This is a genomic window from Bartonella sp. AC329YNZD (assembly GCF_042196685.1).
In the GTDB taxonomy this organism is placed as follows: Bacteria; Pseudomonadota; Alphaproteobacteria; order Rhizobiales; family Rhizobiaceae; genus Bartonella.
On sequence record NZ_JBHIQS010000054.1, the window covers coordinates 1 to 3,132 of the forward strand.

The 3,132-nt window shown below is 43.2% G+C and carries 4 protein-coding genes; all 4 read left to right on the forward strand.

Annotated features, from left to right (window positions below; genetic code table 11):
* On the forward strand, positions 1 to 516 hold a 516-nt coding region (locus tag ACFIMW_RS08985), incomplete at its 5' end, for a hypothetical protein (protein WP_375608862.1).
* 1 nt (position 517) lies between these two features.
* Positions 518 to 1,975 carry a hypothetical protein gene (locus ACFIMW_RS08990; protein WP_375608861.1) on the forward strand — a complete coding sequence of 486 codons (1,458 nt, stop codon included), beginning with the start codon at positions 518 to 520 and terminating at the stop codon, positions 1,973 to 1,975.
* Positions 1,975 to 2,400, forward strand: coding sequence for a hypothetical protein (locus ACFIMW_RS08995; protein WP_375608860.1), 426 nt, complete (start codon positions 1,975 to 1,977; stop codon positions 2,398 to 2,400). Before ACFIMW_RS08990 ends, ACFIMW_RS08995 begins: the two co-directional genes overlap by 1 nt.
* Before the next feature lies 1 nt (position 2,401).
* Positions 2,402 to 3,132, forward strand: a 731-nt coding sequence (locus ACFIMW_RS09000; RefSeq protein ID WP_375608859.1) for a hypothetical protein, incomplete at its 3' end; no start/stop codon positions are given.

Below are 3,132 nucleotides of genomic sequence, written 5' to 3' on the forward strand. Positions count from 1 at the left end.
TTTTACTTTAACGAAAGCCGTGATGTGGTGTTTGAGACACGGGCGGGACAAGGTGTTTATGATGCAAGCACTACCCGCCCTATTGAAACAGCTGTTAAAATCAAAAACGTTTATCTGAGTTCTGATCAACATCATAAGTTTGCATTGGAGTGTAAGGACCATGTTTCTTTAGAGCCTTTGTTATCATCAGAGCAGCAAGGAACGCCGGTTTGTTATAGTTATTTTGATAGGAAATTACATCTTTATCCCACGCCGGATAGAGCCTATCAGATTCAACTCATTCTCTCTCCATTGCGTTTATCAGATATAGAGAGTGTTGATGAGGAGCATCCATGGTTTGTGCACGCGTTTGATTTGATTAAGGCGCGTGCAAAATACGAACTTTACAAGAATATCTTGAAAGACCCCGATTGTGCAACGGCAGCTTACAATGACTTTAACGAGCAATTGCATGAATTGCGTACAGAGACGTCTCAACGTCATAACGTCACGCGAATAATACCGACGGATTTTTAAGATGGTTTATTTTCCAATCGCTGATTACAGACCAGATGTTGCGATCGTTAACGGTAGCTTTACGGATACACTTGTGAATGTTTTACCGGCAGATGGCGGTTACATACCCATGCCTAGTGCAATGGTTGTGTCTCATCCTTTAGAAGAAAAGCCCTTGGGTTCAATAGCCTTTAGAAGTGGCAATGGTGTTAAGATAATCGTAGGAGGCAAGCAAAAGCTTTACAGTTATGATAGTCAAACGAAGGGTTGGAAGGATATAAGCCAAAGTGGTGTGACCTATCAAGCGCATGAGGATAATCGATGGTCGTTCGCCTTGTTTGGCGAAGCCATTATTGCGGTAAACAAAAATGATAAACCGCAAGTTTTCAAGGTTCGTAGTTCTGAACGGTTTGAAGATTTAGGAGGCAATCCCCCGAAAGCAGGATTGGTCAAGGTTTGGGGTGATTTTGTTTGTTTGATGCAATTGACAGATCATCCCAATCGCATCCATTGGTCGGGTTTGAATGATGCAACTCATTGGACGGTAGGTGATAAAGATTGTTATTATCATAATTTTAATGATGGAGAATATGTTCAAGGGGCAACGGAATCGAGCAATCCCCTCGTTTTTTTGCGTTCTGCTATTTATGCTGGTTGTTTTACGCTAGGCTCTAAAGTCCCCTTTATTTTTCAAAAGCTTCAAGACAAGCGTGGATCCCGCAGTGCAGCCTCTATAGCGTGTCGTGGGAGTGATGCTTTTTTTGCTGGTGATGGTGGCTTTTATCAGATCAGTGCTGATGGTCAACTTTTGCCGATAGGCTTTGAGAAAGTTGATAGAACGGTTTTTAAAACTTTTGATAAATTTGCTCTTGATGAGATGCAAGGAGTGATAGATCCCATTGATAACCGAATTTACTGGTCCTTAAAGGGAGGCAATAACGAGCAAACGACTTTTGTCTATGATTGGGGATTGCAGAAATGGTCGACGCTACAGGGAAAACCTTTCACGTTGTTTCCAGTATTTACGACAGGTTATACTTTAGAACAGTTAGATGAGATCTCGATCAATCTTGAGACATTACCGGCTTCTTTAGACAGCCCTCGTTGGCAAAGTGGCGCCCCCATGCTTGGTGCTTTTGATGATGAAAATAGGCTTGTTATGTTTACGGGAGCACCGATGGAGGCAACGGTTGTTTCGCAAGAATTGGGAGCACCAGATGGAAGTTTTAACTTTATCACGAAAATGTTTGCCGAAGTTGATACGACGCAAGGTCTTTTAAGCATAGGGGAACGTCGGCTTCGTAATGATCAGACGCCGATCACATGGCACAAGGAGAGGGTGTGTTCTTATCTTACGGGTGCTTATCATGGTCGTTCGCGCAATCGTTATCACCGCTTTAAATTGCGTATTCCTGAAGGCGTTCATTGGAACCATATCACAGGGTTTAATGTGGATTTACGTCCTTTAGGCAGAGGATAATGGCAAAAGTTTTTTTGACCACGTCTTGGGATATGGAGCGTATAGCACCATACCTTGAAGACATCATTGCGTCGTTTCGCGAGTATGTGGAACGTTTCAAACATGAAATCACGTTGCAAGAGCTCCTTGAAGCGATTTGCAGTGGCAAGAAACAGTTATGGCTTGTTTTGGATGATGACGAGCGCTTTTTAGCGGCAGTTACAACCCAGATACAGCAGACAGTTTTAGGAAAGAAGCGCGCTCTGATTTGTGAATGTAGTGGCAAGGGCGTTCTTGATCAAGTTGATAATTTGACATTTGTAGAGGATTGGGCGCGTGAGAATGGGGCTTCTGAAATGGAGATTTTGGGTCGCTTGGGATGGAAACGTACACTGAACAAACAAGGTTATGGCATAGGTATGCTTTATTATAGGAAGGAATTGTGACATGGGGAGCAGTAGACCAGCAACGACAGAACAGAAGCAGGTACAAACAAGCGCCCCTCCCACTTGGATGGAGAATGTATTTAAGCGTGGGGGTGCAGATGCGTATCAAATGTATGATACAGGGATGGGTGGTAATGTGTATGGAGGACCTCGTGTTGCCCCGTTAAGTTATCAAACGCGCTATGGAATTGGTGGTCTTGGAAGTATTCCTCATCATTATCAAAATCGCTCTTTGATGAATACAATCTATAATCCAACGTCGGCAGCCATGAATCTTCGACATATAGCTTCTGGTGGTATGATGGGAGAAAATTCGTATTTCAAACAAGCACTTCAAGAAGCATTAGATGATTCAGACACTCAAATTAACCGATATTTCTCAGGGATTGGTCGTTATGCAACTCCTGATCATAGAGAGGAAATGCGGAAAGGAAGAGATTCTATATACGCTCGTGCTATGTCAGAGCAATTTAATCGTGATGCAGACCGCATGATGCAAGCCAATGCCATGATAGACCAAGCCAATCAAAATCAATTGGGCGCCTCAAATAACTTCTTACAGGGTTATGGGAATGCCTATTCCAATGCCATACAAGGTGGAGGTGTGCTTGATGCCCACAATCAACGCCTTGTTGATACCAATAGAGAACGTTGGCTGGAACAAGACAATAGCGGTTGGAATAGGTTGAATATGCTTATGAACGCCGGTCATGGCTTCGCAAGAAATTACGG

Excerpts from the sequence above, each read along its gene's own strand:
- ACFIMW_RS08990 (WP_375608861.1), top strand. The coding sequence starts at position 518 with ATGGTTTATTTTCCAATCGCTGATTACAGACCAGATGTTGCGATCGTT.
- ACFIMW_RS08995 (WP_375608860.1), top strand. The coding sequence starts at position 1,975 with ATGGCAAAAGTTTTTTTGACCACGTCTTGGGATATGGAGCGTATAGCA.